The organism is Paenibacillus oralis, assembly GCF_003863965.1.
GTDB lineage: Bacteria > Bacillota > Bacilli > Paenibacillales > Paenibacillaceae > Fontibacillus > Fontibacillus oralis.
The window spans coordinates 5,116,305-5,140,603 of the sequence record NZ_RRCN01000001.1; the positions used below are offsets into that span (position 1 = coordinate 5,116,305).

At 54.7% G+C, this 24,299-nt stretch carries 21 protein-coding genes; 14 read left to right on the forward strand and 7 right to left on the reverse strand.

All coding sequences use genetic code 11. The features are described from left to right. Nucleotides 1-50: 50 nt before the first annotated feature. The 4 genes from EHV15_RS22840 to EHV15_RS22855 all read left to right on the forward strand — a co-directional run bounded on the left by EHV15_RS22840 (nucleotide 51) and on the right by EHV15_RS22855 (nucleotide 3,315). On the forward strand, nucleotides 51-443 hold the full coding sequence (locus tag EHV15_RS22840; RefSeq protein ID WP_128633248.1) for a PaaI family thioesterase: 393 nt from the start codon (nucleotides 51-53) through the stop codon (nucleotides 441-443). Nucleotides 444-460: 17 nt separating this feature from the next. Beyond that, complete coding sequence (locus tag EHV15_RS22845) at nucleotides 461-1,240, forward strand: NUDIX domain-containing protein (protein WP_128633249.1); 780 nt, start codon at nucleotides 461-463, stop codon at nucleotides 1,238-1,240. Nucleotides 1,241-1,306: 66 nt separating this feature from the next. Further along, nucleotides 1,307-1,846 carry a cysteine hydrolase family protein gene (locus tag EHV15_RS22850; protein ID WP_128633250.1) on the forward strand — a complete coding sequence of 180 codons (540 nt, stop codon included), beginning with the start codon at nucleotides 1,307-1,309 and terminating at the stop codon, nucleotides 1,844-1,846. 14 nt (nucleotides 1,847-1,860) lie between these two features. Beyond that, the gene (locus EHV15_RS22855; RefSeq protein ID WP_128633251.1) at nucleotides 1,861-3,315 is read left to right on the forward strand and encodes a nicotinate phosphoribosyltransferase; all 1,455 of its coding nucleotides are present in this window, start codon (nucleotides 1,861-1,863) and stop codon (nucleotides 3,313-3,315) included. A 99-nt stretch (nucleotides 3,316-3,414) separates the two neighbouring features. On the opposite strand, the gene EHV15_RS22860 is transcribed toward EHV15_RS22855, so the two are convergent. Continuing rightward, on the reverse strand, nucleotides 3,415-4,056 hold the full coding sequence (locus EHV15_RS22860; RefSeq protein WP_128633252.1) for a TetR/AcrR family transcriptional regulator: 642 nt from the start codon (nucleotides 4,054-4,056) through the stop codon (nucleotides 3,415-3,417). Nucleotides 4,057-4,246: 190 nt separating this feature from the next. On the opposite strand from EHV15_RS22860, the gene EHV15_RS22865 reads away from it, so the two are divergent. The 5 genes from EHV15_RS22865 (at nucleotide 4,247) to EHV15_RS22885 (ending at nucleotide 10,991) form a co-directional block, all read left to right on the forward strand. Then, on the forward strand, nucleotides 4,247-5,749 hold the full coding sequence (locus tag EHV15_RS22865) for a DHA2 family efflux MFS transporter permease subunit (protein WP_128633253.1): 1,503 nt from the start codon (nucleotides 4,247-4,249) through the stop codon (nucleotides 5,747-5,749). Between the two features lie 241 nt (nucleotides 5,750-5,990). Further along, nucleotides 5,991-6,998, forward strand: coding sequence for a 2-oxoacid:acceptor oxidoreductase family protein (locus tag EHV15_RS22870; RefSeq protein ID WP_128633254.1), 1,008 nt, complete (start codon nucleotides 5,991-5,993; stop codon nucleotides 6,996-6,998). A 26-nt stretch (nucleotides 6,999-7,024) separates the two neighbouring features. Continuing rightward, a complete protein-coding gene (locus EHV15_RS22875) occupies nucleotides 7,025-9,331 on the forward strand; it encodes a thiamine pyrophosphate-dependent enzyme (protein ID WP_128633255.1) in 2,307 nt (768 codons plus the stop codon). A 23-nt stretch (nucleotides 9,332-9,354) separates the two neighbouring features. Continuing rightward, a complete protein-coding gene (locus EHV15_RS22880; RefSeq protein WP_128633256.1) occupies nucleotides 9,355-10,353 on the forward strand; it encodes an acrylyl-CoA reductase family protein in 999 nt (332 codons plus the stop codon). Nucleotides 10,354-10,445: 92 nt separating this feature from the next. After that, entirely contained in the window at nucleotides 10,446-10,991 is a 546-nt protein-coding gene (locus EHV15_RS22885; RefSeq protein WP_128633257.1) for a hypothetical protein, read from the forward strand. Nucleotides 10,992-11,058: 67 nt separating this feature from the next. On the opposite strand, the gene EHV15_RS22890 is transcribed toward EHV15_RS22885, so the two are convergent. Next, entirely contained in the window at nucleotides 11,059-11,571 is a 513-nt protein-coding gene (locus tag EHV15_RS22890) for a MogA/MoaB family molybdenum cofactor biosynthesis protein (protein ID WP_425464447.1), read from the reverse strand. 187 nt (nucleotides 11,572-11,758) lie between these two features. On the opposite strand from EHV15_RS22890, the gene EHV15_RS22895 reads away from it, so the two are divergent. After that, entirely contained in the window at nucleotides 11,759-12,898 is a 1,140-nt protein-coding gene (locus EHV15_RS22895) for a CobW family GTP-binding protein (RefSeq protein ID WP_128633259.1), read from the forward strand. A gap of 493 nt (nucleotides 12,899-13,391) precedes the next feature. Then, entirely contained in the window at nucleotides 13,392-14,273 is an 882-nt protein-coding gene (locus EHV15_RS22900) for a protease complex subunit PrcB family protein (RefSeq protein WP_128633260.1), read from the forward strand. Between the two features lie 80 nt (nucleotides 14,274-14,353). Here the strand turns inward: EHV15_RS22900 and EHV15_RS22905 are convergent, their stop codons facing one another. Together EHV15_RS22905 and EHV15_RS22910 are read right to left on the reverse strand one after the other, a co-directional pair. Continuing rightward, nucleotides 14,354-16,426 (reverse strand): ABC transporter ATP-binding protein, encoded by a 2,073-nt coding sequence (locus EHV15_RS22905; RefSeq protein ID WP_128633261.1) that lies wholly within the window; start codon nucleotides 16,424-16,426, stop codon nucleotides 14,354-14,356. A 16-nt stretch (nucleotides 16,427-16,442) separates the two neighbouring features. Next, nucleotides 16,443-18,188 carry an ABC transporter ATP-binding protein gene (locus EHV15_RS22910; protein WP_128633262.1) on the reverse strand — a complete coding sequence of 582 codons (1,746 nt, stop codon included), beginning with the start codon at nucleotides 18,186-18,188 and terminating at the stop codon, nucleotides 16,443-16,445. 461 nt (nucleotides 18,189-18,649) lie between these two features. Between EHV15_RS22910 and EHV15_RS22915 the strand changes: the two genes are divergently transcribed. Next, nucleotides 18,650-18,952: a HesB/YadR/YfhF family protein gene (locus EHV15_RS22915; protein ID WP_128635483.1), complete on the forward strand. Its 303-nt coding sequence runs from the start codon at nucleotides 18,650-18,652 to the stop codon at nucleotides 18,950-18,952. Nucleotides 18,953-19,034: 82 nt separating this feature from the next. On the opposite strand, the gene EHV15_RS22920 is transcribed toward EHV15_RS22915, so the two are convergent. Then, nucleotides 19,035-19,538 (reverse strand): ADP-heptose synthase, encoded by a 504-nt coding sequence (locus tag EHV15_RS22920; RefSeq protein WP_128633263.1) that lies wholly within the window; start codon nucleotides 19,536-19,538, stop codon nucleotides 19,035-19,037. A gap of 198 nt (nucleotides 19,539-19,736) precedes the next feature. Between EHV15_RS22920 and EHV15_RS22925 the strand changes: the two genes are divergently transcribed. Continuing rightward, nucleotides 19,737-21,569: an ABC transporter ATP-binding protein gene (locus EHV15_RS22925; protein ID WP_128633264.1), complete on the forward strand. Its 1,833-nt coding sequence runs from the start codon at nucleotides 19,737-19,739 to the stop codon at nucleotides 21,567-21,569. Between the two features lie 499 nt (nucleotides 21,570-22,068). Here EHV15_RS22925 and EHV15_RS22930 read toward each other — a convergent pair whose 3' ends face one another. Further along, nucleotides 22,069-22,521 carry a DUF441 domain-containing protein gene (locus EHV15_RS22930; protein WP_178075936.1) on the reverse strand — a complete coding sequence of 151 codons (453 nt, stop codon included), beginning with the start codon at nucleotides 22,519-22,521 and terminating at the stop codon, nucleotides 22,069-22,071. Nucleotides 22,522-22,581: 60 nt separating this feature from the next. Beyond that, the gene (locus EHV15_RS22935) at nucleotides 22,582-23,574 is read right to left on the reverse strand and encodes a YpdA family putative bacillithiol disulfide reductase (protein ID WP_128633265.1); all 993 of its coding nucleotides are present in this window, start codon (nucleotides 23,572-23,574) and stop codon (nucleotides 22,582-22,584) included. Between the two features lie 236 nt (nucleotides 23,575-23,810). On the opposite strand from EHV15_RS22935, the gene EHV15_RS22940 reads away from it, so the two are divergent. Beyond that, nucleotides 23,811-24,281 carry a DUF3939 domain-containing protein gene (locus tag EHV15_RS22940; protein WP_128633266.1) on the forward strand — a complete coding sequence of 157 codons (471 nt, stop codon included), beginning with the start codon at nucleotides 23,811-23,813 and terminating at the stop codon, nucleotides 24,279-24,281. Nucleotides 24,282-24,299: the final 18 nt, after the last annotated feature.

The window sequence follows — 24,299 nt, forward strand, 5'->3', positions numbered from 1 at the left end:
AACGGAAGTATCTTCGGAATATTATATATAGAGAGAGTGATAGGAAATCCATGAGCTGGAGTGAGGAAATTATGCATCTGGATGAGCAGTCGTTCTGGGGGCTTTTGGGGCTGCGGCTTATTTCGGCGGACACAAGCCGCGTGGAGCTGGGCTTAACGGCGGGAACCTCGCATTTGAATGCGATGGGGATTGTGCACGGGGGCGTGTTATCTTCGATGATGGACCAGGCGATGGGCATGTTGGCGGCCACCGTCAAAGGACGTTTGGGAGTCACGACCCATCTGAACGTCAACTTCCTGAGCCCGATGCGGATCGGCGAGCTTGTCGTTTCGGCGTTTCCGCTGCATGAGACCTATCGGACGATGACGCTCCGTTCCGAGGTTCGGGATGGAGAAGGAACGCTTGGCTGCATTTCGACAGCGACGTTCCGGCTGCCCAAATAAGGGGATGGTGATACGGGATGAATGAAAAAGAAGGGCAGGAAAGACCAATTAATGAGGTTAAGAAATATCGCACTCCGGACGGTATTCCCGCCGATATCGTGATGTTTACGCTGACGAGACAGGAGCGGAAAGCATCGACGAAATCGCTGCCCCGTTTCGATCTCAAGGTGATGCTGATCAAGCGCCGCAGTTGGCCTTTTGCCGGAGCCTGGGCGCTGCCCGGGGGCTTTTCGCAGGAGGACGAATCCTTGTATGAAACGGCGCGAAGAGAGCTGAAGGAAGAGACAGGGGTCGACGGGTCGCATTTGGAGTATTTGGGCGTATACAGCACGCCGGGGCGGGATCCGCGGGGCTGGATCATCTCCCATGCTTTTTTTGCGCTGGTGGAGGAATGGGTTTTGGAAAAACGCCAATCCGCCGACGATGCCCAGGAGGTGGGCCTGTTCACCGTACGCGAAGCGCTGGAGGAGCTGCAGCTGGCGTTTGACCACCGTGAAATTTTGCAGGACGCCTACAAAAGAATCCAGCAGCAAATGCTGCAGACGACGATCGCCAAACAGTTTCTCCCTCCCCATTTTACGCTGGGCGAATTGTATCAAGTCATTCAAACGGTCGTTCCGGATTTTGCGGAGCTGAATTTCATCCGTAAAATCACTTCGACGCGCAGCCGGCAGGGGATTCTGGAGGAAGTGCGCGATGAAAGCGGTAAGCCGATGTTGTCCAACCAGTACTCGCAGCGGCCCGCGCAATTGTACCGGTTTACCGATTATACGCCGCAGCTGTCGATTTACACGTAACTTAAGCTTTAATTTTACATAAATCCTTCACCCGGTGTGAAATCAAATAGGAGAGGGGAAGCGACGATGAAAGCTTTGATCGTGATCGATTATACCAACGATTTTGTGGATGGAAGTCTGCCGGTCGGAGATCCGGCGGTGGCGATCGAGCCGGCGGTTTGCCGGCTCACGGAGGAGTTTGCGGGCAGGGGGGATTTTGTCGTGATGGCCGTTGACCTGCATGAACAAGGAGACCCGTGGCATCCGGAAACGAAGCTGTTCCCGCCCCATAATCTCCGGGATACGGAAGGACGCAAGCTGTACGGCCGATTGGCGGAAGTGCATCAGCGGAATGCGGAGCGGATTTATTGGATGGACAAAACGAGATACAGCGCTTTTTGCGGGACCGATCTGGAGCTGAAGCTGCGGGAGCGCGGCATTCGGGAAGTTCACTTGATCGGGGTCTGCACCGATATCTGCGTGCTTCACACAGCGGTGGACGCTTATAATAAAGGATTTAACATTACCGTATATGAAGATGCGGTAGCCAGCTTTAATCCGGAGGGCCACACCTGGGCACTCGGCCACTTCCGCAGCAGTTTGGGAGCGAACGTAATTCACAGCTAGAGAGGATGAGAGATATGCCAACCGCAGGGTTAGCGCTGCATACCGATAAATACCAGATCAACATGATTTACGCCCATTGGATGAACGGAACGCATCAGAGAAAAACGGTGTTCGAAGCCTATTTCCGCAAGCTGCCTTTCGGCAACGGGTACGCGGTGTTTGCGGGCCTCGAACGGATCGTGGAGTATATCCGCAATTTGCGTTTTACCGAGCAGGACCTGAACTATTTGGCGAAGCAGGAGGAAAACTATAAGCCTGAATTTCTGGAGCTTTTGCGTAATTTCCAATTTCGCGGCACGCTGCTGTCGATGAAGGAGGGCGCGCTTTGCTTTCCGAACGAACCTTTGATCCGCGTGGAAGGGACGATTATGGAGACGCAGCTCGTGGAAACGGCGATGCTTAACTTCATGAACTTTCAGACGCTGATCGCCACGAAAGCTTCGCGGGTGAAGCGGGTGGCGGAAAATGACGTGCTGCTGGAGTTCGGGACCCGCCGGGCGCAGGAAGCGGATGCCGCTATTTGGGGCGCGCGGGCCGCTTACATTTCCGGTTTCGACGCCACCTCGAATTTGCTGGCCGGGGAAATTTTCGGCATTCCGACCAAAGGAACGCATGCGCATTCATGGGTGCAAATTTTCGATTCCGAGCAAGAGGCGTTTGAACGGTACGCCAAAGCGCTGCCCGATCAGGTGTCACTGCTGGTTGATACGTTCGATACGTTAAAAAGCGGGGTTCCGCATGCCATCGAAACCGCCAAAATGCTCGAAGCGCAGGGGAAACGGCTGAGCAGCATCCGGCTGGACAGCGGCGATTTGGCGTATTTATCGATCCAGGCGCGCAAAATGCTTGACGAAGCCGGCTTGCCTTACGTGAAAATCGTCGCTTCCAACGATCTGGACGAAAATACGATCTTCAACCTGAAAGCCCAAGGGGCGAAAATCGATATTTGGGGCGTTGGCACGCAGCTGATTACCGCGGCTGATCAACCGGCGCTCGGCGGTGTGTACAAGCTGGTGGAGCGGGAAACCGGAGTCCGGATGGAGCCGACGATCAAAATTTCCGGCAATCCGGAAAAAGTGACCACCCCCGGCAAAAAAGATGTGCTGCGCATCATCAGCAAAGAAAGCGGCAAGGCGATTGCCGATTACGTTTGTTTTCCGCATGAGCAGCAGGCTCGAAGCGGCGGCAACCTGAGGTTGTTCGACCCCGTGCATCCGTATATCAAGAAAACGGTGAAAAACTTCGAGGCCGTTTCGATGCTGCAGCCGATTTTCGAAGAAGGCGATCAGGTTTACGAGTTGCCGGCGCTGGACGAGATCCGGGAATATCATAAAGCGCAGCTAAGCCTGTTTTGGCCGGAATATTTGCGCAAGCTGAACCCGGAAATCTACCGCATCAGCTTAAGCCAGGAAGCCTGGGAATTGAAGCAGAAAATGATCGAGGATTATTTAGGGCATCAGGAAGAGTAGGGATAAGAGAAAAAGATTGCTTTGCGGCAGTTGCCGGCAAAGCAATCTTTTTTGCTTGAACCATGCGGGAAATTATTTCTCGGGAAAGCGCAAAAACCGCTATAAATCGGCGTTCTCCCGGTCTTGATTCGACACGCCCTCTGCGCAATATCTGGCAAAATAATGCTTGAAAAGTATATCAACCTGCCGCTCGACCGCATTGCGGTCGGGATCGCCGGCGATATGTTTGATATGCCGCATCATGATGATCGGAAACAACACGGCGGCGTTGATTTGCAGCATCATGATATCAAGAATTTCCGGATTCGTCTCCCCGGTAATTTCCTCCATCGTATATCTGATTTTGCTGAATCCGGTCGTCTTTAAGAAACTGCGGAACTCCTGGCTGGTTTCAAACGTAATGTTTCCTTTGCCGAGGACCTCCTGAAGCAGCCCGGGATACTGGGAAATGTAGTCGACATATTGAAGCATAAACGCTTTCAATCGGTCCTTGGGATCCAGGCTGGTATCGTCAAGCACGGTAAAGTTGTCTTGAAACGAGGTGAGCAGCATTTTCAGCGCCTCGTTAATCAACTTGTCCTTTGAACCAAAATAATAGTTGACCAGCGCCAGGTTGACGTTGGCGGCCGCGGTAATTTTGCGCAGCGTAACTTGATCGGCACCTTCCGTTTTAATGAGCTCCAGCGTTGCGTTCAAAATATTCTTTTTGGTGGTCAGCCCATGATCGGCACAGTAGCCCATATTTCCGCTCCTTTATGGGATAAATCATCACAGCCTAAGTATACCAAATGTCAACGCGGGATTAAATCCGCGAATCCAAGTTTAGATTAAAAGATGTTCGCTTGACAAAACCGGGGGAGGGATATTAAATTTTTAATTAAACAATGTTTAAAACGTTGTTTAAATCATAGAGAGAAAGTTGAGTGAAAGTATGCCGAATACTGCGGAAAACCCGGCAAACGTCCAAGCGTTTTCCATCCGATCCATCATTGCGCCGCTGTTAGCCGTTATTGTCGGCATGATTATGGTTATTTTGGATAGTACGGTGGTCAATGTTGCCGTTCCCAGGCTGGTGGATTATTTTGCCACGGATTTGAAGACGGTGCAGTGGACGATCACCGGTTATACATTGGCGTTATCCGCCGTGATCCCGCTGGCCGGCTGGATGACCGATAAATTTGGCGAGAAGCGGATCTTCCTGATTACGATCGCCTTGTTTACCTTTGGTTCGGTCTTATGCGCTTTGGCGGAGACGCCGAACCAGTTAATCGTGTTCCGCGTCATTCAAGGCTTGGGAGGCGGGATGGTCTCGCCGATCGGCTTTGCGATGGTGTTCAAGCTTGCCCCTCCGGAGAAGCGGGGCGCGGTCATGGGCGCGCTCGGCGTGCCGATGCTGCTGGCGCCGGCCCTGGGTCCGGTTTTGTCCGGCTGGATGGTCGAAAATTTAAGCTGGCACTGGATTTTTCTGATCAATTTGCCGATCGGCATCATCGCCTTGTTGGTAGGCCTACGTTTTTTGCCGAAATCCGAACGGCGGGAAGCGCCGCGGTTGGATATGTTAGGGATGATTTTGGCCCCTATCGCCTTTGCGATGCTGACCTTCGGGGTCGGTGAAGGAGGCACAGGTTGGACTTCCGCGGCTACGATTACGGGGCTTAGCGTTGGTATTGCGGCTTTGCTTCTCTTCATCATCGTTGAAATCAGACATAAACAGCCATTGCTGGAGCTGCGCGTATTCCGCTCCTCCCATTTTACAAGAGGGATCGTTCTGGTCTGGATTGCCCAGGCGGCGTTGTTCGGCTCGATGATTCTAACGCCGCTATACCTGCAGCAGGTCAGAGGCTACAGCGCGTTCGAAACCGGGATTTACCTGCTTCCTCAAGCGCTGGCCTCGGCCTTCTTCATGCCGATCAGCGGACGGCTGTTTGACCGGGTGGGCGCCCGCCCGCTCGCTTTTATCGGCCTTGGCATCGTATCTACCGCCTTATTCCTGCTGTCGCGGATCACGGCGGACACCAGCCTTGCCATGGTTTTGCTCCCGCTGGGGCTGCTCGGCAGCGGCATGGGGCTCACGATGATGCCGCTGAACACCCATATCCTGAACTCCGCGCCGCGCCATCTGGTCGCCCGGGTCACGCCGCTGATGACCGCCGCGCAGCAGGTGATCGTCTCCTTTGCGGTCGCCGGGTTAACCGGGTACTTAACCTCGCGGATCAACAGCCATCTGGCGGAGGCGGCGGTGAAGGAAGGAAGCCATTCGCTGCAGGCCGCAGCGGCCGGGTTCGGCGACACTTATTTTGTGGCTTCATGTCTGGCCGCTGCCGGTTTTGTGCTTACCCTGATGCTGTCCAAACCGAAAAAGCAGGCCGAACCTGCCGAAGGGCAACCCGGCGAAGGGGCGCAAGCGGACCCCGGGGTCATGGCCGGTCACTAATAAGGATACAAAAAAATGAATTTAGAATGAAGCGAGAGCGCTCCGGGCGGATTGGGGCGCTCTCGCTTTTTCTTTATTTGGCGGCGTGAATCAAGAATGTATTTATGACATTTGTTACATAAGTCACACGTCTTCTGTGATATTTTAAAAATTAACAAAGTTATGCTGTTTTGTCACTCATCAATAGTTTGTTTTACGCCGTTAATAAACTCGCATAAGCGAGAAGGAGGGGGCCAAACGCGTGGTACAGTTACCGAAAGTAAATGAACTTGGTTTTTTTGAAATTCGTTTGGAGTCCATCGGAGGTTTGGGAGCCAATCTGGCCGGCAAAATGCTGGCGGAAGCCGGGGTGGAAGGAGCTGGCTTCAATGGAGTCAGCTTTTCGTCTTACGGCTCGGAGAAAAAAGGCTCTCCGGTAAAGGCGCACATCCGGTTTTGCGACTTGAATACGCCGATCCGCGATACGTCGCCGGTGGAACGGCCGCATATCGTCGGCATTTTTCAGGAGGCGCTCTCCAAAACGGTGAACGTCATCAGCGGAATTTACGAGGACAGCACCGTGCTTGTCAATTCGCGCAAAACTCCGCGAGAGCTCAAGGAAAAGATGAAGCTTGTCGGAGGGACGATCGCCGTCATCGATGCGACCGGCATCGCGCTCGAGGAGAAGAACCGGGTCAATATGGCGATGCTCGGGGCTTTGTTCCGGTTATGCCCGTTCCTTGATGCGGAAACGATGAAAGATGTTATCCGCAAATCGCTGGAGAAAAAATATCCGCAGACGGTGGCGCCCGCTTTGGCCACGTTTGACCGCGGATATAACGAGGTCGTTTTTGAAACGTTTGCGCTGCCGGAAGGCGTCAGCATGCCCGCTTTTGTACGCGCCGATACGCCGATGCTCGGGTATGAAACCCAGCCGATCGGCGGTATTATCGTCAATCCGGGCAACAGCTTTTTGAAAGATCTCAGCATCTCCCGTTCCGGGATGATGCCGCATTTTAAAGCGGAAACTTGCATCAATTGCGCGGCTTGCGACAACGTTTGTCCGGATAATTGCTTTGTATGGGAAGAACAGCCGGATAAGAAAGGGCGGCCGCAGATGTTCCTGAAAGGCATCGATTACCAGTACTGTAAAGGCTGCCTGAAATGCATTCACGCCTGCCCGACAGACGCTTTGTCCGGGGAGCGGGAAGAAGACGGTTACGCGGAGGAGCATCGGGTTCCGCATCTGTTCGATTTGGCGGTTCATTAATTAAGGGGAAAGGTGGTACAAACAATATGGCGATCGATATTGAAACAGAACGCCGCGCCGGGACGGTCGAACAGCGCGTCGTGTATGAGTCGGGCAACGAAATGGCCGCTTATGCCGCGAGCCAGATCAATTATCATATCATGGGGTATTTTCCGATTTCTCCGTCCACGGAGGTCGCGCAGTTTCTCGATTTGATGAAAGCGAACGGCCAACATGACATCAAACTTATTCCTTCGGACGGCGAGCACAGCTCCGCCGGGATTTGCTACGGCGCTTCCACTGCCGGCGGGCGGGTGTTTAACGCGACCAGCGCGCAAGGCTATTTGTATATGCTGGAGCAAATGCCGGTGCAGTCGGGAACCCGCTTCCCGATGGTCATGAACCTGGTCTGCCGGGCGATCTCCGGGCCGCTGGACATCCACGGCGACCATTCGGACCTGTACTTTGCGCTGAACACCGGCTGGCCGATTCTGATGTGCCGCGATCCGCAGGCCGTTTATGACATGAACATCATGGCGATCAAGCTGGCCGAGGATCCGGAGGTAAGATTGCCGGTGCTCATCGCTTCGGACGGCTATTTTACATCGCATCAAAAACGCCGGGTGCATACCTTTGCGAAACAGGAAGATGTGCTGAAATTCATCGGGGAACGTCCGCCGGCCGGATTTGCGCACACGCTTGACCGCAACAATCCGATCACGGTCGGCCCGTATATGAACGAGCCTGATTATATCAACAACTGCTATCAGCAGTCCGTGGCGATGTACAATGCGGAACGCGTCTTCGAGCGCATTGCCGGCGAATACGAGGCGTTGACCGGCCGGGAATACAAGGTGCTTGATCTGTACCGCATGGAGGATGCGGAAGTCGCTGTCTTCTTGATGAACTCGGCGTCCGAAATCATCAAGGACGTGGTTGACGACCTGCGCCGCCAAGGCATCAAAGCGGGTTCGATCGCGCCAAACATGATCCGGCCGTTCCCGCAGAAGCAAATCGCCGAAGCGCTGAAAAATGTCAAGGCGATCACTGTCGGCGACCGCGGTGATTCTTATGGGGCGCACGGCGGAAACATGGTGAATGAAATCAAAGCCGCGCTGTTTACGCACGGCAATCATACGACACAGGTGATCAGCCGGATCTATGGCCTCGGGGGCAAAGAATTTTACGCCGAAGATGGCCACCACTTGTTCCAGCTTGCGATCGATGCCGTGGAGAAGAACCGCGTCGAGGTTCCGTTTGATTATTACGGCCATACGCCGGGCGATCCGGACAAAACGCCGAAGCGGGTGCTGAATCCGCTCAAATTCGAAGATTTGAAGACCGGGCTGATCACCGTTACCCGGAACGAAGAAACCGGCAAACTGGGCGTGCGGATTCCGCCGCTGCGCTCGCTTACGAAGAAGCCGAAGCGGATCGCTCCGGGCCACGGCGCTTGTCCGGGCTGCGGCATTTTCTCCGGACTGGAGCTGTTTTTTAAAGGGATCGAAGGCGACATCGTGGCGTTGTTCCATACGGGCTGCGCGATGGTCGTAACGACCGGGTATCCTTATTCCTCCCATAAGGCTACTTTTATTCACAACCTGTTCCAGAACGGGGCGGCCACCTTGTCCGGGGTCGTTGAGATGTTTTGGGAAAGAAAACGCCGGGGCGAGCTGGACGATCTTGGTCTGAAGGACGACTTTACGTTCGTAATGGTCACTGGCGACGGCGGGATGGACATCGGCATGGGACCGGCGATCGGGGCCGCGCTGCGCAATCATAAAATGATTATCATCGAGTACGATAACGAAGGATACATGAACACCGGGGCGCAATTGTCCTATTCGACACCGCTGGGCCACCGGACTTCCACATCCAACATCGGCAAGGTGCAAAAAGGGAAGGCGTTCCAGCATAAAGACACGGCGCAAATTATGGCGGCGACCAATATCCCATACGTCTTTACGGGCAGCGAGGCTTATCCGCAGGATTTGGTGAAAAAGGCGGCCAAAGCGCAGTGGTATGCGCAGAACGAAGGGCTCGTTTATGGTAAAATATTGATAGCCTGCCCGCTCAACTGGATCAGCCCCGACGACCAGGGCACGAATATCGTCGATGCGGCGGTGAATTCCTGCTTTTTCCCGTTGTACGAAGTCGAGCATGGACAAACGACGATTACGTACAACCCGGAGGAGAAGGAAAAACGCGTGCCGTTGACGGACTGGCTGAAAACGATGGGCAAAACCCGCCATTTAACGAAGCCGGAAAATGCCGAAGCGCTGGCCGAATTTGAACGTGAAGTTGAACGCCGCTGGCAGATGCTGCTGGCCAAGCATGAGCATCCTTATCTTTGATTTTGACGAAAGGAGGGAAGAGAATGGAACAACAGTTTCGCGCCTTCCGCGTGCATCAGGATGAGCAAGGATTTCGCGCCGCCCTCGAAAAGGTCAGTCTGTCGGATCTGCCCGATGCCGAGGTCACGATTCGCGTCCATTATTCGGGCGTCAATTATAAAGACGGTCTGGCGAGCATTCCGGACGGCAAAATCGTGAGGAAGTATCCATTTATCCCCGGAATCGATTTGGCCGGGGAAGTCGCCGAATCGCGCGATGTGCGGTTTCAGCCGGGGGATATGGTGCTGTGCACCGGCTACGGGCTGGGTGTAACGCACGAAGGCGGCTTTGCCGAAGTCGCCCGGGTACCCGGGGACTGGCTTGTGCCGCTGCCGCAGGGGCTGACGGCCCAGGAGGCGATGGCGATTGGCACCGCCGGCTTTACGGCGGCATTGTCCGTACAACGCCTGCTCGATAACGGGCTGACGCGGGAGGACGGCCCCGTGCTTGTCGCGGGGGCGACCGGCGGCGTCGGCAGCATGGCCGTGGCCATTCTCGGCAAGCTGGGGTTTGAAGTCGTGGCCGTCACCGGCAAAACCGGTGTGCGGGAAAAACTCCTTTCGTTTGGCGCGTCCGATGTGATCTCGCGGGAAGAGGCGTCGTCCGGGGCCAAAGGAGCGCTCGGCAAGGAACGCTGGGCAGCTATCGTCGACCCGGTGGGCGGGCCGATGACGGCCGATTTGCTTAAAGCGGTCAAATACGGCGGCTCCGTCGCCTTGTCCGGACTGACTGCGGGCGGAAACGTGGAAACCACCGTTTATCCGTTTATTTTACGGGGCGTGAATCTGCTTGGCATCGATTCCGTCTCTTGCCCGACGCCGCTGCGCCTTCAGTTATGGCAGCGGCTGGCCGGGGAATGGAAGCCGGAGCGCGCGCTGAACGAAGGGATTAACGTATATTCCCCCGAGCAGCTTCCGCAAACGTTGGAGACGATCCTTGCCGGCCGGGCCGTTGGCCGGCAGGTGATCGTTTTTAAAGATTAGACCCAGAGGATGGTATAAACTGGGCGGATATGAGACACCCTAACCCCATCGGAGCGGCAAGCGAAAGCTATGTGCAAAGGTGGGGTATTGACATGAATTGGTGTAAACTCGGTCTTGGCTTGGTATTGGCGGTATCGCTCTGCACGGGCTGCGGCAATGGGATGCAAAAAGTGGCGAAGCAGGAAATGGAAAAATACAACATGAACAGCTATCGGAAGGGCAACCAAAGGCAGCTGACGAGCGGAACGACGCTCAACACCTCCTTGCTGCGTTCGTTAAAAGCGGAATGCGCCGAGCGGGGGATTCGCCTGACGCATGAAACGTATGCCGAAGGGCTTGACGGGAATATCAGCTACAGTTATTTCATTAACGGAGACGCGCGGCATTTCATCATCGTCCATGTATTCCCCAGCGAACAGGACCGGATTCGCGAAATGACGGAAATTTACGGCTCCGGCGATGGACAGAAAGGGCTTCACGCGGCTGCTGCTGCCAGCCAGGCTTCCCTCATACGAACGCGGGACAACGCCGCGTTGGTTTACGCCTCCACGGCGCAAAAAAACAGTCAATATCGCGAGCAAATGAAAACGATATTTGACCGTCTTTTGATGCGGATGCAGGACCGTGCCGCCCAATAACATGAAGCGATAACCAACCTCTTTTTCAGGGCCGCACCCGGTTAGAGGTTGGTTGTTTTTTTGGAGTTTACTTTTTGTAAATTTCCCGCATCACGTGGCGCAGTTCGGGGATGATGATCCGCTCCATGGCGAGTTTGACGGCCCCTTGCGACCCGGGGATGGAAAACACGGCTTTGTTGCTGATCGTGCCGGCAATCGCCCGGCTAAGTATCGCGGCGGCTCCGATATCCTCGGTATAGCTGAGATAGCGGAAAATTTCGCCGAATCCGGGCATTTCCTTATTCAGCAAGCTGCGGACCGCTTCATACGTTGTGTCCCGGGGCGCGATGCCGGTTCCGCCAGTGAGCAGCACCGCTTCGACGCTGCGGTCGGAGGCCGCTTCGCGCAGCAGCTGGCGAATCCCGTCATAATCGTCTTTGACGATGACGTACCTGGCAACCCGGTAACCGTTCTGCTGAAGCAGCTCTTTGATCAGCCGGCCGCTGCTGTCCGTTTCTTCCGTCCGCGTATCCGATACCGTGACCACCAGGCAAGATACCTGATCCGGCGCTTCACTGCGGTGTTCATCTACAGATCTCATTTTTATATCGTTTCCTTTCAGTGTAAGATAGAATTACTATCATTTTACCACTTCTCGGGCAAAACATCTTGGCGTGAAATAGGGTTGCATGTCCCGGCCGCTTGGTGTAAACTCGCATTCGTACAGATGGATCGGGACCGACCAGCCTCAGCATGCCGGTTAGCCCAGGAGGAGAAGAGGGAAATTCATGGAAAAAATTACGCCAGTTTATATATTGTCCGGATTTTTGGGGAGCGGGAAAACGACGCTGCTGCAGCGATTGCTTAAGTTTTGGCAGGATAAGGGCTTACGGCCGGCCGTCATCATGAACGAAATCGGGGACGTCAACCTGGACGGCCTGCTCGTCCCGGGTGAAGTGCCGATGGCGGAAATGCTGGGGGGCTGCATTTGCTGCACGATCCGCGGAGATTTAAGCGTGCAGATGGCCGAGCTGATCTCGGCGGAAAAGCCGGATCTGGTCGTCATCGAGGCGACCGGGGCGGGGAATCCGCTGGAAATATTCGATGCGGTCACCGAGGTGTCGCTGTATTTGAAGCTGGAGATCAAGCCGATGATCACCGTCGTGGATGCAGCGCATTTGGCCGGGCTGCACGATTCGCAAAAGGGGAAGACCTACCGTTTGATGCTGGAGCAAATCCGCTGCGGGTCCGTCCTTATTCTGAACAAGATCGACATGATCGGCGAAGAGCGGCAGCGGGAGATGACCGATTTGCTGCACAAGCTAAACCCGTACGCGCAAATCGTACCGGCCGTAAATTGCGAGGTCGACATCCCCGGCTTAATAAGCGGGCATCGGCCCGGTCCCGAGCTGCACGATCCGCGGTTTGAGCAAGAGGAGGGCCAAGCGAATCATCAAGCAGGTGGCGAAGCGCATGAGAACGAGCACGAGTATGAATATGAACAATCTATGGACGAACATCAACGCGAGCATCAACATGAACATAAGCACGAACATGCACACGAACACCAACATCAACATGATCACGAACATGAGCATCAACACAAGCATCAACACGAACACGATCACACCCATGCTTCGCATGAGCATGTTACCGTATATACGCATTATTTTGACGGTCCGGTGGACAGCGAGGAATTCGAACGGTTTATTGCGGAGCTGCCGCGTGAAGTTTACCGGGGCAAGGGCGTTTTGACCTTTACCGACACGGCCAGCCGGTTTCTGTTCCAATACGCCTACCGGGAAGCGGATTACTTGAAAATTACGCCGCAAGGAGAGGTACCGGATGTGGCCGTGTTCATCGGCGAGCATTTCGACCGCGATCTCATCGCGCGCCGCTTACAAGAGCTTGAACGCAAGCATGCGTAGACTCGGGCAGGGATCGACCCAGAGTCCTTGCTGAGAACGACCAACCGTCGGCGTTCAAAATAGCGGTACTTTATGTACTTATTTTCCGAAGCCTGGCATGTTCATCCCCATTAGCGGAATTTTATGTACTTATATTCCTAAGAATGGCCCAGAATGAGGACATTTCCTTGTGACAGGGGAAAATAGCGGCATAAAATTCCTTTATTTCTCTCAAATGAACGGATACCGCCGAAATAACGACATTTTTTGTCTTTATTTTATTGAGGGTACCTGATAAGCGGTAGCGGATTACCACCGTTAACGAAAGACTGGAGATCCAGGACGCAGGGCAGGGCCGTTAACTCCAAACGAATGGATTGGCCCAATTACCGTTAAGCCGCACCGTGTGCTGCCTGCTGCCCATCGAAAGCGAGCACGCATCATTCAATGAAAGGGAAAATTCTGCAACCTTTTGGGCGGGCCTTCCGTCTAGGGGGACAGAGGTGATGAGAACATGAAAAAAACGCCAAAATTAAAATTTACAGCCGCTTTGCTGCTGACCGGTTCGCTGCTTATGACGACTTCCGTTTCCGCTTTCAGCGATGTGCAGGGAGACGATGCGGGTATTACCGAGTCACTGCAGCAAAAAGGAATCATCCAAGGAATCACGAAGGACAAGTTCGTTCCCATGGGTAAACTGACCGGAGCGCAGGCGGTGACGATGATTGTCAATGGGCTTGGTCTTAAAGTGAAGGACGCCGCCAAATCACAGGTTCCCGCCAAGGACGAATGGTATTCCTCCGCGCTGCGGATCGCCGCAGACAACGGCATCAAGCTGCCCAAAGACTTTGACCCGAACGCCGAGCTGACAAGGGAAGCTTTTGCCGATATTTTGGCGCAGGGCATCAACGCGACGGGCGACTATCCGATGATCAAAATGTTCATCGAAATCGCCGATGCCGATCAGATCACCGTGGAGTATTCGGGCCACATTCAACAGCTGCTGCTGCTGAAAATCGCCAGCCTGGACGAGCAGGGCAAGTTCCATCCGAAGGACACGATAACCCGCATCGAAGCGGCCCGGCTGGTGTATAACGCGGCCGAATACATCGAAAAATACAAGGAAGCTGAACAGGGTATGCAGGATAACGTAAGCTTTCAAATCGAAAAAGTAAATGACCAAATCAACAAGGTGGTGCTTACCCGCGCCGAGCAGCCGAACCCGGGATACGGCATTCGTGTGGCCAAAGTGGAGTTCTCCGGCGACAAGGCCACGGTTTATTACGAGTTGCTGTCCCCCGAACCGGGCATGAATTATATTCAGGTCATTTCCGATACGAAGGCGGAGACGTACATCTCCAGCCAATATACGGTGGAGGTTAAGAAGCTGTCTTAACCAAAACGCATATGAAAAAAACCTTCAGAACCGCCCGATAAGCGGATCTGAAGGTTTTTTTGTCACCGCGAAGGCGGCGGTCAGCTCGGATTAGCCACGGGCGTCGAGGACTGGCCTGCCGCCGGCGTGCCGGACGCTTCCGCGCCTCCGTGCTGCAGGCGGTACATTTGATAATACCGTCCACCTAAAGCAAGCAGTTCCTCGTGCGTGCCGCGCTCCACGATTTCGCCGCGATGCAGCACAAGAATCATGTCGGCGCTGCGGATCGTGGACAAGCGGTGCGCGATGATGAACGTCGTCCGGCCCCGCTTCAATACCTCCAGCGCGTTTTGGATCAGCGCTTCGGTTTCCGTATCGATGTTGGCGGTCGCCTCATCGAGAATCAGGATGGCCGGATCGAAGGCAAGCGCCCGCGCAAACGAGATCAGCTGGCGTTCGCCGGCGGACAAGGTGCTGCCTTTTTCCACGACCGGTTCCTCCAGCCCTTTGGGCAGGTGCGCGAGAATCCGCGCTGCGCCAACGTCGCGCAAGGCCTGCTCCGCCGCTTCCCGGGGGATCCGCTCGTCGCCCAAAGTGACGTTGGACAGAATCGTCCCGGTGAACAAGTAAGGGTCTTGCAGCACGATGCCCATATGCCGGCGAATCCACTGCTTGGGCAGGTCCTTCACCGGCTGGCCGTCGATCGTGATCGTGCCTTTTTGCGGATCGTAAAAACGGAACAGCAGGTTGATGATCGAGCTTTTGCCGGACCCGGTATGCCCGACCAGCGCCACCGTTTGGCCCTGCTTCGCTTCAAACGAAATATTTTTCAGCACATAATCCTTTTTGTAGGCAAACGATACGTCTTTGAACTCCACGTTCCCTTTGTAACGCGGCATCGAGCCGTCCACGACGTCTTCGCCCGGTTCGTCCATCAGGGCAAACACCCGCCCGGCGGACACCATCGAGGTGTCGAGCGCGGCCAGTTGGTTGACCATCCCGGTGATCGGCTGGAACAGACGCCCCAGCACGTCGACGAAGGCGTACAGCACGCCCAGCGAAATGACGCTGTCCCCGCCAAGCTGCGCCGAACCGAAATACCAGAGCACCGCGGCAAAAGCCAGGTTGCGGATTACGTTCACCAGGTTATGCGAGGTAAAAGCGTTCAGGTTCAGCATCTTGTTCTGATATTTCATATAATCGTCGTTCAGGTTTTCGAACTCTTCCTTCGTTTTCGCCTCGCGGCGGAAAATGCGGATGATCGACATCCCCTGAATCGACTCGTTGATGATCGCGTTGATCTCGCTAAGCCGCGAGCGGATGATCGTGTTGTATTTGGTGGCGAACTTCCGGTACAGCACCACCCACAGGTAAATGACCGGCACGATGAACAGGCAGATCAGGCCGAGCCGCACGTCGAGAATAAACAGCGCCACATAGACGCCCAGCATATTGATAATCCCGGAAAAAAAGTTCGCCAGCACCGCGATGAACAGATCTTTGACCGCTTCCGTGTCGTTCGTCACCCGGGATACGACTTTTCCGGCCGGCAGATTGTCGAAGAAATACACCGGCAGCCGCTGGATGTGGGCGTAGACGTCCATACGCAGCTTGCGGATGACTTTGTTGGCGGAGGACTGCAGCCAGTACGTTTTACCGAATTCCATCACGATGGAGACGGCCAGAAAAACAAAGTACCAAATAATCAGCAAAATAATGCCGGGAACCTCGGGTTTGTAAAAAGCGAACAGCCCGGAGGCGCTGAGCTTTTGCGCCGGATATTCGCTTACGGTGCCGTCCTTCCGCGTGATGGTCAGTAAGCCGTCCTGGAAGCTGCGGTCGCCGGAGACGTCCGCGACCGGCTCATCGATGAACAGGAAGCTGGTTCCGACCTGCAGCACGCGCGCTTCGCCGCCTTTGGCTTCGCCTTCCGCGAAGCGGTCGCCGCGCTTAAAGTACCGGCCGTCGTAAAGGGCGGTGCCCTCGTCTTGGCTCGCCGTTTCGTAAAACGGCTGTTCGATCGCCAGCATATGATCGTCGATCATCGCGCGGGCGATAAACGGGCCGGCGAGTTCGGCGGCGACGCCGATCGCCAGCATGACGAGCGCGAGAATAAATGTATTTTTTGCCGTTAAGGCGTATTTGAATAACGATTTCCCCGTATGGGTGTGCATAACTTAGGACACCTCCTTAGTCAGTCAGGTTCGATTCGACCTGCTGGCGTTCGTATTGTTCGCGGTACCAGCCGCCGCGCGCAAGCAGCGATTCGTGGGTACCTTCTTCGATGATGCGGCCTTTCTCCAGCACGACGATCCAGTCGGCATGCTCCACCGCGGACAGCCGGTGCGTGGAGATGAGCGTTGTTTTGCCGGCTCGGCGGCTGCGGATGTTTTCGATGATCCGGGCTTCGGTCCGCGCATCGACGGCCGACAGCGCGTCGTCGAGAATCAGGATGTCCGGATCGGCGATAAACGCCCGGGCCAGCGACACGCGCTGCTTTTGGCCGCCGGAAAGGGCCACGCCTCTCTCGCCGACCAAGGTGTCCAGCCCGTCGGACAATGTGCCGAGGTCCTGGTCGAAGGCGGCAGTGCGGATCGCTTCCATGATGACTTCATCCGGCGCGTCTTTGCAGCCGAACTGGATGTTCTCGCGGACCGTTTTGGAGAACAGGATTTGCTCCTGCGGCACATACCCGACCCACCCGTGCAGCTGTTTCACCGCGATGTCCTGGATCGGCACGCCGGAGACGGATAGTTCGCCGCTGCCAAGCGGATATTCGTGCAGCAACTGCTTGAGCAGCGTCGACTTGCCGCTGCCGGTCCGGCCGACGATTCCGAGCGTCTCTCCGCGCTGAATCTTGAGGTTGACATGTTCCAGATTATTGACGGTCGATGTCGGATAACGGAACGTAACGTCTTTGAATTCGAGCGTTTCCGGCGTTTCCACCTGCACCGGATTCGGCACGTCTTCAACGTCCGGCTTGACGTTCAGCGTTTCGTTGACGCGGTCGAGCGAAGCGCCGCCGCGCTGCATAATGTTGATCAACTCGCCGATCGCAAACATCGGCCAGATCATCATCCCCAGGTACATGTTGAAGGACACGAGATCGCCCAGGGTTAATTCGTTATGAAAGACGAGATAAATGCCGTACGTCAGCCCGATTGCGTAGCTGAGACCAACGCAGAGCCGGATGGTCGGTTCAAAGTAGGCGTCTACTTTGGCGACCGCGAGGTTTTTCTGGTAAACGTCATTGGTAATGTCGGCAAAACGCTGTTCATCATTCCGTTCCTGTACATAGGCGCGAATAACACGGATGCCGGCGACAGATTCCAGCACCTGGTCGTTCATGTCTCCGAACGCATCCTGCGCCAGCGTGTAGCGCTCATGGATGATTTTCCCGTAAATCTTCATCGCCAGGGCGATAAAGGGGAGGGGGATGATGGCCGCAAGCGTCAGCTTCCAACTGATCAACGTGCCCATGGCGACAAAAATGACCGCCAGATACGCCGTCGAGTCGGTGAGCGTCAGCATCCCGAAGCCGGCGGTTTGGGCGACCGAGCGCAAGTCGTTCGTAGCCCGGGCCATTAGATCCCCGGTGCGGCTGCGCTCGAAAAACGGCGGCGTCATCCGCAGCAGATGGCTCATAAAACGCGAGCGCAGCAGCCGCTCCACCAGGTTCGATCCGCCGAACAGCGAATGCATCCATATGTAGGTGATCCAATAAATGAACAGTAAAAAGCCGATGATGAGCAGAATATATTTCGTAAGCGAGCCCCAAGTTACGGTGCCGCCTACAATTTCGTCGATGGCGCTGCCAAGCAGCCGCGGCGGGGCGAGTTCAACGATCCCCGCCAGGATGAGCAGGAACAGGCCGATGATGTAGCGCCTCTTTTCACGCTTAAAAAACCAGCCCAAATTTTTCAGAACCGAAAACATATTGCGATTTCCTCCTTTTTTCCATACCAGGTTGTTCTGTGGCTTAAAAAACCGCAAAAAAGGCATATCGTCCGTAAACGATATGCCTTCAAAAACCTTAACATATGCCGCGTACGCCGCTCTAGAACAGAAGCAGCCCCGCGTATAATTCCTTTGCCGAATCCATCCCTTCAAAAATGGCGGGGCGGTCAGCGTTTAGTTGGGTCCAAGCGAGTTAGGGCTGCTCCGGTATTCGGTTGTGGATGGTCCATATGCGGACGTACGTCGGAATCTTTGAACTTGAACACCGTGCTCACCCTTTCTTGGTATATTGGTAATTACTTGAAAATGCGGTCTTGTATGTTCCCGATTGTATCACCGGATTCAAGAAGATGTCAAACTTTATTTTTCCCGCTTCCGAACATGGGTTTGGCAATCGGCCCGGTTTGGTCTACAATAAAAGAAAAAGGAGAGGGGAGAATCTGATGATCCACGTTACACAAGAAGCGGCCGAATGGTTTAAGCGGGAGTTGGACCTGAAAAACGGGCAAGCCGTGCGTTTTTTCGCCCGCTATAGCTCGGGGGGGAAACTGTATCCGGGGTTCTCGCTTGGCATCGGAGTCGATCGTCCGGTATCACCGGCCTTGACTTCGGAGGTAGAGGGCATCACGTTTTATATGGAGGACCAGGATAAATGGTATTTGGACGGCTATCATTTGAACGTGACGTATGACGAGGGGCTTGGCGACATCGAATACAAATACGAGGCGGCGCAACCGAACTGACCGGCCGCATGGCCGGCAGCCTTATGCCATAACGAAACAGGGCCCGTTCTTCGCGGGCCTTTTCTGTCGTATTGTATCCCAATCAAATCATGCTGTCTTCCATGGCAAATTCAAAATCGCCGATATCAAACACTTGAACCGGCATTTCCGCTTCGATGATCCGCCGGATCAGCTCCAATTGATCGGTTAAAATCGGGGCGTTCTCCCGGTGGGCGGTGAGCACGATTTCCGTTTCGATCGGGTCGAGAAACTCGCCGTATTGTTCATTGTCGACCGCGTTGACGACGGTCCAGGATATTTTATCGCCGAACAAAATGGACGGGCTTTTGGACCAGGGCACGTTTAACGCGCGTTCAAGCTTCTTGCGGTTCAGCGGCTCCTCCAAATAAGTGATCAGCTCGCCTATTTTTTGTTTGACGTGAAAATCGTCGGCCGGATCGTTCATTAACGGTTCCGGGCTATTTTGAAATTCATAGAGCTCCATGACGGTGGTGTAGGGTACAATATATTCAACAGGTGCCTGGGGCACCAGCAATTCTCCATAAATCGCCACCATCACGGCTTCAATGACAAATCGGCGTGACATGGTCATCCTCCTAAACCGGCCTGTGCCTCGTTGCTGCGTTATTTTCATAGTGAGTTATCAAATATAAATGGAGTATACCACAACCGGTTTATAAATTCAGCCTTGCTTTGCGAAAATCGGCGTATATCCCCAAAACCGGGATATGTTGCCATTGCGAAAAAATGATATTTTTTACCAAGAGAGGGATGTGCGCTCAAGTTGAAATATTGGAAAGCCTATCTTACGTTTGTCCGGCCTTATACGAAATGGATTATCTTGACTTTGTTCATCGGCATACTGAAGTTCGGCATTCCATCGCTGCTCCCGCTCGTGCAAAAGTACGTGGTGGACGATATTTTAATGAACGGGGGCATGGCGGCCGGGCAAAAGGTGTCGCAGCTGTTGATCGTGCTCGGAATCACGTTGTTTTTGTTCGTCATCGTCCGCGGGCCGGTGGAATATGCGCGGCAGTATTTTGCCCAGTTTATTACGGCGCGGATTTTGTTTGACCTGCGGAACCGGCTGTACGGGCATCTGCAAAGGCTCTCGCTGCGGTATTATCAGAATACGAAGGTGGGGGAAATCATTTCCCGCTTCATCAACGACGCGGAGCAGACGAAAAATATCGTTGAAGTCGGGATGATGAACGTCTGGCTGGACACGTTTACGCTCGTGTTCGTGCTCGGGTTTATGTTTTATTTGAACCCGCTGCTGGCGCTGGTGTCGATCGCGATTTTTCCTTTGTATGCGATCGCGGTCAAGGTGCTGTACAAGCGGCTGAAAAAGCTGACCAAAGACCGGTCCGCGGCCCTGGCGGGCATTCAGGCTTATTTGCATGAGCGCATTCAGGGGATCTCGGTCATCCGCAGCTTTGCGCTGGAGCGGCACGACCGCAAGAAGTTCGAAGGGATCAACGGCAAGTATTTGCAAAAAGCGATGGCCCACAGCCGCTGGAACGCCTGGACGTTCGCCATCATCAACACGATGACCGACATCGCGCCGCTGCTTGTGATCGGGTACGGCGGTTATCAGGTGATTCAGGGGCATTTGACGCTGGGCACGTTTGTGGCCTTTTTCGGCTATCTGGACCGTTTGTATGCGCCGCTGAAGCGGCTGATCAATTCGTCGACGACGCTGACGCAGGCCTCAGCTTCATGGGAACGGGTGCTGGAGCTGCTGGAGGAGCCTTACGACATGACCGATGAGCCGGACGCGGCGGTTCTGCCCCGGGGCAGCCACGGCTTGGCGTTCCGAAACGTTTGGTTTAGGTACCAGGAGCAGGGGCAGTGGGTGCTGAAGGATATTTCGTTTGCCGCGGCGCCCGGGCAAACGGTGGCGTTCGTCGGCATGAGCGGCGGCGGGAAATCGTCGCTGGTTGGTTTGATTCCCCGTTTCTACGATATTCAGAAAGGGGAGGTGATCGTCGGGGGCCGGGATGTCCGGCAGTGGACGATGGAAAGCTTGCGCAGCGGGATCGGGATGGTGCTGCAGGACAATTTCCTGTTTAGCGGCAGCGTGCGCGACAACATCCTGTTCGGCCGCCCGGACGCTGATGAGGAGGCGGTAACCGCCGCGGCGAAAGCGGCCAATGCGCATGATTTTATCATGCAGCTGTCAAGCGGCTATGACACCGAGGTCGGCGAGCGCGGCGTGAAGCTGTCCGGCGGCCAAAAGCAGCGGATCGCCATCGCCCGCGTGTTCTTGAAGGACCCGCCGATCCTCATCCTCGACGAGGCGACGTCCGCGCTCGATCTGGAGTCGGAGCACCTGATCCAGCAGTCGCTGCTGCAGCTTGCGCACAGCCGCACGACGCTGATCGTCGCGCACCGCCTGTCCACGATCACCCATGCCGACCAAATCATCGTCATGAAGGACGGCGAAATCGCCGAACGCGGCACGCACGATGAGCTGATGGCCAAACCGGACGGCGTGTACGCGCAGCTGTACAATATCCAGAATTTAACCCCAGTGGAGGTGAGGTTGGGTAATGACGGGCTCGGCAACGATCTCAGGCCGCCTGCTCCGATTGTCGGCCGGCGAGGGAGTTATTAAATAACGGAAAAACAGTACGTTATTTCAGTTCATTTACCGAAAATGCGGGCAATAGAGGGAAAAAATGGCGTTATTTTTCGAAGAAGAGAGCAATCAGGACAGTTCTTGGCGGCTGGATAGAAAATAAGACCATAATATTCCCCTATTCTGCCAAGCAACCTTCACAACGAGGAAATAGATACAAAAAATTCCGCTATTCTCTTTCGTAACGGACCTGAACGAAATTATCCGGACCCAAACAAGCTGATTTTGCCCCTAACGGACTGGTTGGGCGTTATTTGGCCGAATGGCACAAGAGTATGCTCATTGAGAGCAAATAACGCCCGCTGGCCCGCTGAGTCCGTAAGCTTGGGAAATACCGGGAAATGGTGCGAATAGCGGCATCTGGGTCCGTTAGCACCGGAAGCCGTTACCGGCCGATTATCAGCTTGGACTTACGTAAACTTAAGGTGACTGCCCCTCGTTTAGGTCCTATCGGCAGGGCGGAGGGGGCGGCAGCCTACAGCTTCCCGATCATCAGCGACAAAATCCCGGCGGCGATCAGCGGGCCGACAGGGACGCCGCGGAAAAACGCGACGCCGAGCACCGTGCCGATGAGCAGCCCCGCCACGACGGTCGGCTGACTGCCCATGAGCGCCGCGCCGCGGCCGCCGAGCCAGGCGACAAGCATGCCGACGCCGATGGCGAGCAGCGATTTCCAGTTGAGAAAAGATCCCCACAGCGTCTGAATCGAGATTTTCCCGCTGGCGACGGGGCTCATGACCCCGATAGTTAAAATAATGATGCCGATCGTCAGCCCGTATTTGTCCAGCCAGGGGAACGTGCTGTTCAAATGCAGCACACGCAGCAGCAGCAGGACGATCATCGCCACTGTAATCGGCATATTGCTGCTGAAGATCCCCAGAGCGGCCAGAAGCAAAAGCAGCAGCGAAGTGACATCGATTTGATTCATGGTGCTTCGCACCTCCTCATATGGACAAATCCGAACTTGGCTTTGCGCTATTTTGGCGCGTTATTTTTCGGCGGAACGGGAGGCTAAAATATGCTCCGCGATCAGCTTGCCGTGGCCGCGTCCGGTTTCGATAAACACCTCGTTGGCGTTGCGGCCGGAGGCGATGACCCCCGCGACGTACAACCCCGGCACGTTCGACTCCATCGTTTCCGGATCAAACACCGGCTTCTCCATGTCGCCGGCCATTTCCACCCCGGCGCCAAACAGCAGCTTGCGGTCCGGGCGGAATCCGGTCAACGCCAGCACGAAATCGTTGGGCAGCGCCGTTTTTTCGCCGCTATCGTTCGCTTCGACGACTACATGATCCGGATGGATTTCAATCACCCGGGAGTTTAGCCGCAGGTCAACCTTGCCTTTGTTTACCAGGCTCTCGAAGATCGGGCGCACCCATGGCTTAATATTGCCGGACAGATCGTCTCCCCGATAAACGACGGTGACCTCGGCATTCACGCGAACGAGCTCCAGCGCCGCGTCCACGGCCGAGTTGCTGCCGCCGATAATCGTCACTTTTGTGCCGGTATAAGGATGGGCCTCCTGGAAATAATGGGATACCTTATCGGTATTTTCTCCCGGAATGCCCAAAATATTGGGGTGATCGAAATACCCCGTCGAAATGATCACATTCCGTGCCGCGTACTCCGCGTGTTCCCCGCCGCGCTTGAGGGAGCGCACGATAAACGTGCCGTCCTGCTGCCGCTGTACTTCCGTGGCTTCCTCATAGGCCGATACCGGAACGTTGTAGAAGCCGCTCACTTTTCTGTAATAGGCCAGCGCTTCATGGCGGAAAGGCTTGTCATTGGGGGAAGCAAACGGCACATCCCCGATTTCCAGCAGTTCGGCGGTACTGAAAAATTGCATATGCGTCGGATAAGAGTAAATGGAATGGACTAAGCAATGTTTTTCGAGAACAAGCACATGCAGTCCGCGCCGCTGGCATTCGATCGCTGCCGACAGTCCGCATGGCCCCGCTCCGATGATGATGACATCCTGCATGGGTTCCTCCTGTGTTTGTTGGTTTCTTTAGTTTTCAAAAAGAATTTTCAAAACAATACCATCCTACAGCAAATGCCAAAGAATAGCCAGACATTCGCGGTTTATTGGTGAAATCAAGCCATGTTGTGTCCATTGGGTGACAATTGAAGCGCGGCTGTCTCAAAACACAAAATTTGGAGTAAACTAATATTGTAAGCGCTTGCCATAAATTTGATAGATTTAGGGAGGTGCCGTACATGCTGTCGTGGTTCAAAAGAAAACCAAAACCAACTCGTGTCGGAGCCCCGGATACCGTTTCGGTTTCGCTTGATGAGGTGAGGGAGGCCGTATTGCGTTTTGAGGCCGACATGCCCGAAGGCGTAAACCGGTTATCGCTGCTAATGCCTGACGGAAGTCTGGAAATGAAGCGATTGTCGCGTTATTTGGGCGGCATTACGAATCAACGATTTTTTCTGTCCAGGGAAACCTATGAGATTTTTGATGAAGCCGACCGCCTGATTCCCTATTACTTGGACATGGTTCAGCCGGCGGTGGACAATTACATGGATGAGCAGGGAAAACTTCCGGTGTTGGAACAGTCCCGCGAGTTCCAAGTGGATTACCGGCTGTTAATGCGGGAGCATTACCTTAAGGAAATGCCGCCGTTTCCGCTGTATGTTACGGAGCAGGAAATGCTGCTTACCCATCGTCCCAGACGCATCATGTGAGCCTGGAGCGCAGGGCCC